The 4,449-nt window shown below is 64.1% G+C and carries 3 protein-coding genes; 2 read left to right on the plus strand and 1 reads right to left on the minus strand.

The features are described 5' to 3' along the window. The gene (locus RMO18_RS08790; RefSeq protein WP_309665300.1) at nucleotides 1-2,307 is read left to right on the plus strand and encodes a sulfatase-like hydrolase/transferase; all 2,307 of its coding nucleotides are present in this window, start codon (nucleotides 1-3) and stop codon (nucleotides 2,305-2,307) included. A 141-nt stretch (nucleotides 2,308-2,448) separates the two neighbouring features. Then, a complete protein-coding gene (gene aroC / locus RMO18_RS08795) occupies nucleotides 2,449-3,552 on the plus strand; it encodes a chorismate synthase (protein WP_309665301.1) in 1,104 nt (367 codons plus the stop codon). Between the two features lie 4 nt (nucleotides 3,553-3,556). Here aroC and RMO18_RS08800 read toward each other — a convergent pair whose 3' ends face one another. Then, entirely contained in the window at nucleotides 3,557-4,249 is a 693-nt protein-coding gene (locus RMO18_RS08800; protein ID WP_309665303.1) for a YafY family protein, read from the minus strand. Nucleotides 4,250-4,449: the final 200 nt, after the last annotated feature.

A 4,449-nucleotide genomic window follows, 5' to 3' on the forward strand; every position in this document is an offset into this window, starting at 1 on the left:
ATCGCCGCAGACAACATCTGCGTGATCTGGGTCGATGACATGATCGATGTCTTCACCTGGCGAAACACCTTTGGCATCGAAATCCAGACCCCGCATCTCGACCGGCTGCTTGGCCGCGGCCTGCGCTTTTCAAATGCCTACGCGACGATCCCGCTGTGTGCCCCGTGCCGCGCGGAACTGGCCACCGGCCTCTCGCCCTTCCGCACCGGCCTTGTTGACCTGAACCGCTTCTGGCGCCAGGTCCTGCCGCCGCAAAAGGCCTGGGCCTATGATCTGCGCCGCGCCGGGTTCTATACCTTCACCACCGGCAAGGTTGACGCCACCTACCGCCCGATGCCGGAACGTTATCGTCGGGTGCTGTTCCACGAAGACGTGCCCGCCGCCGACAAGGGCACCCGCACCAGGATCAAGCACTACCTCGACCGTGGCCCGGGCATCGCCGGCATCAACCACCCCGATGATGACGGCGCGCAGGATGACCGGTTCTACGATCATTCCGTCGCGCAGAACGCAATCGACTTTCTGGGTCGCGCCGATCCGTCGCGCCGCCATCTGATCCAGCTTGGCTTCAAGCATCCGCATTACAACCTGGAATGCCCCGACCGCTTCTATGCCCAGTACGATGCGGCCGCGATCCGTTGGCCCACCATTGCCGCCGCCGAGGATTACCACGGCCCGCAACCGGGCTTTGCCGTCTACGAGGCCGCCTATATTGCCAACGGCAACTGGACGCCGGAAAAGGCCGGTGACGAAGGCTGGCGTCAGGTCGTGCGCGCCTATTTTGCCGCGATCAGCCATGTCGATCACGAAATCGGCCGCTTCCTTGCGGCGCTGGAGGCCTCGCCCTTGGGGCAGAACACCACTGTTGTGTTTCTGTCCGACAATGGCTTCAACCTCGGCAACCACGACAGCTTTCACAAGATGAGCCAGTGGGACAGCGCCGCCCACGTGCCGTTCGGGATCTACAGCCCCCGGATGGACGGCGGGCGCGTCGAAGATCTGCCGGTGTCGCTGCACAACTTCGCCAAGACGATAATGCAGCTTGCCGGCCTGCCGCCGCGCCCTGACTGGGTGTCCGGCCAAAGCCTGCTGCCATTGATCGACCCGTCCTTCGGCACCTTCGACGATACCAAGTCGCCCGTCACATCGGTTTTCGGCACCCTTTCGGTCCGCCCCTCGGTGAACGGCTACCGCCAATACCGCTACTTCCGCTATCCCAACGGCGAAGAGCATGTCTACGATGTGGTCGCCGACCCGGGCGAGACGACGAACCTCGCAGCCACCGCCCCGCTCGCCTTCCTGCGCCAGGAATTAGTCAGCGGCGCGCTAGACCTTGGCCTCGACCTGCGCGGCTTTGAAAACCCGGCTGACGGGGTGAATGCAATGATGGCCGTCGACGGGTCGGTCGTGCTCGAAGGGCGGCGCGGCAATGACAACTACTGGGCTTATGGCGCCGAAGTGGAAAAGATCCGCGAGGCACGCGATGGCGGCACCGACACACTGTGGTACATGGGCGGACCGGGTGATTATGTAATGCACTGTCCGATGAACGTCGAACATATCCGCGTGGCCACCGTGGTTGCCCGCAACGAAGACCCGGCAGCCGCCAAGCGCGAAGGGCGCACCCTGCGCATTGTCGCGCATCCCGACAGCCCGATCACCTTCGAGACCTCCGAACGCGTCACCGCCGATGTGCGCGGCTCGCGCGGCAGTGACGTGATGATCGGCCCCAAATACGGCGGTGCAACGTTTCATGGCGGTGATGGTGACGACCAGCTGATAGCCATCGCAGCGCTCGAATCCTCGCGCCACTTCTTCTACGGCGGGGCGGGGAATGACCGTCTGGTCGGCGGCGGTGGGCGCGATGTGCTGGATGGCGGCACCGGCGATGACACCATCATCGGCACCAAGGCGCGCAACCTGATCTACGCTGGCCACGGCAACGACGAGGTAATCGATGGCGACGGCTCGTCGGTTGTGCACACCGGCCCCGGCCGTAACCGGATCAGCCTCGGCGGCGGCAATGACACCGTCCACGCCGGCGCAGGCATCAACCACATCGACCCCGGTCCCGGTGCGGTGGTATTCATGCCGGCTTACGGCGGCGTCACCCTCGTCAGCCAATGGACCTCCGAACAGATCTATGACCTGTCCGCTTGGCCAAAACCGCCCCGGATCACCCGCCGCCCCGCCGGCGCCGTCGATGTAACACTCGGCCTTTCCGTGCTGCGGATCGCCGGGGTGCCTGATGTTCACGATCTGACCACCCAGATCCGACAAACCGCCCCTTCTGCAAACCTGCCATGATCCGGCTTCCTCTTCGCCAAATATCCCACGGGAGGTCCGGAGGGTGTGAAACCCTCCGGGGTTCGGCCCACTTTCCCGCAGTTTCCGGTTTATCCCCGCAAGATCATGGCATATGCCTCAGCCAGCGCAGGGAGCCGCGTCATGAGCCTGAACACCTTCGGACATCTTTTCCGCGTCACCACCTGGGGCGAAAGCCACGGTCCGGCCATCGGCTGCACCGTCGACGGCTGCCCCCCCGGCGTGGCGCTCAGCGAAGCTGACATTCAGCCGTGGCTGAATCGGCGCAAACCCGGACAGAACAAGTTCACCACCCAGCGGCAAGAGGCAGATGAGGTGCGCATTCTGTCAGGGGTGTTTGAGGGCATGACCACAGGCACCCCGATCCAGTTGATGATCGAAAATACCGACCAGCGGTCCAAGGATTACGGCGATATCGCGCAAAGCTTTCGGCCCGGTCATGCCGACATCACCTACCACCAGAAATACGGCGTGCGGGATCATCGTGGTGGCGGGCGGTCTTCGGCCCGTGAAACCGCCGCGCGGGTGGCTGCAGGCGGTGTGGCCCGCAAGGTACTGGCAGCATTGCTGCCTGACCTTTCGATCACCGGCTACATGATTCAGATGGGCACCCAGCGGATCGACCGCACCCGCTTTGATGCAGCCGAGATCGCGCGCAACCCGTTCTGGACGCCCGATCCGCAGGCAGCCGCTGACTGGGCCGTCTACCTCGACGACCTCAGGAAATCTCACAACTCGGTGGGTGCGGTGATCGAAGTTACCGCGACCGGCGTTCCTCCCGGCCTTGGCGCGCCGCTCTATGGCAAGCTCGACAGCGACCTCGCCTCGGCGATGATGTCGATCAATGCCGTCAAGGGCGTGGAAATCGGCGAGGGGATGGCGGCGGCGGCCCTGACCGGGGTGGAAAACGCCGATGAGATCCGCATGGGGCCAAATGGGCCGGAGTATCTCTCCAACCACGCGGGGGGCATCCTCGGCGGCATCTCGACCGGGCAACCGGTGGTGTGCCGGTTCTCGGTCAAGCCGACCTCATCGATCCTGACCCCGCGCCAGACGGTGACAGCCACTGGCGAGGAGATCGACCTTGTCACCAAGGGCCGCCATGACCCTTGCGTCGGCATCCGGGCGGTGCCGGTGGGCGAGGCGATGATGGCCTGCGTGCTCCTTGACCATCTGCTCCTTGACCGAGGCCAAACCGGCGGCGTTCGCGGACGCGTCGGGTCCTAGCGCTTCATCGGGGTCCTCTTGCCTTGATCCCCTCAAGAAACTCGCGCAACAGCGCCACCCGGCGGGGGCGAAAGCTTTCCTCCGTCGCAGCAACCGCCTGCATCATCCCCAGCTTGAAGCGGCGGAAATCCTGACGCAGGCAGCACCAGGCCAGACACATCAGCTCACGGTCCAGAAACACCACGCTCAGCGGCCAGATGCGCCGGTCCGTCACCCCGCCGTCCTTGTCGCGGTAGCGGATGTCCAGCGCGCGTTCGTCCCATGCAGCTTCGCGGATCATCGCCAGATGCGGCGGCGCAGGTGGCCGCCGCTCAAACCGGTAGGTTTGCAGCACCGAGTGTACTGCCTGGCGCTGCACCCGTTCGGGCAGGGTGGCTATAATCTTGGCCTGCGCCGCCTCAGCCGCCTTTGCCAACGCCGGATCACCGGCCAGACGCACTTCGGCGAGGCCCAGAACCAACGCCTCCACCTCCAGCCTTGTGAACATCTGCGGCGGCAGGGCGGGATCTTCGGTCAGCGTGTAGCCCACGCCTGCGGCACCGTCGATCAGGGCACCCCCTGCGCGCAAGGCATCAATGTCACGGTAGAGCGTCCGTTCCGACACACCGGTTTCTTCGGCCAGCCGCGCCGCGGTGACCGGCTGTGGCAATATCCGAAGTGCGGTGAGCAGGCGGAAAAGACGGTCTGCGCGGGCCATAGGCTACTGACGGTTTCTGACAGGAGGGGTTCAGTATGACTATGCCCATGGAAAACGCAAAGGAGAACACCATGCTTACCCTCATTCACGCACCGCAAAGCCGTTCAACCGCCATTCTCAGCCTGATTGACGAGATGGGGATTGGCGACAAAGTCAATATTCAACAAGTAACGATCACCCGGTTTGACGGATCAGGCGGC

This window comes from Tabrizicola sp. (genome assembly GCF_031377265.1).
Lineage (GTDB): Bacteria > Pseudomonadota > Alphaproteobacteria > Rhodobacterales > Rhodobacteraceae > JAUYQR01.

Bases quoted from the DNA above. Each gene is read 5' to 3' on its own strand.
- RMO18_RS08800 (WP_309665303.1), bottom strand. From the start codon at position 4,249: ATGGCCCGCGCAGACCGTCTTTTCCGCCTGCTCACCGCACTTCGGATA.
- aroC (WP_309665301.1), top strand. From the start codon at position 2,449: ATGAGCCTGAACACCTTCGGACATCTTTTCCGCGTCACCACCTGGGGC.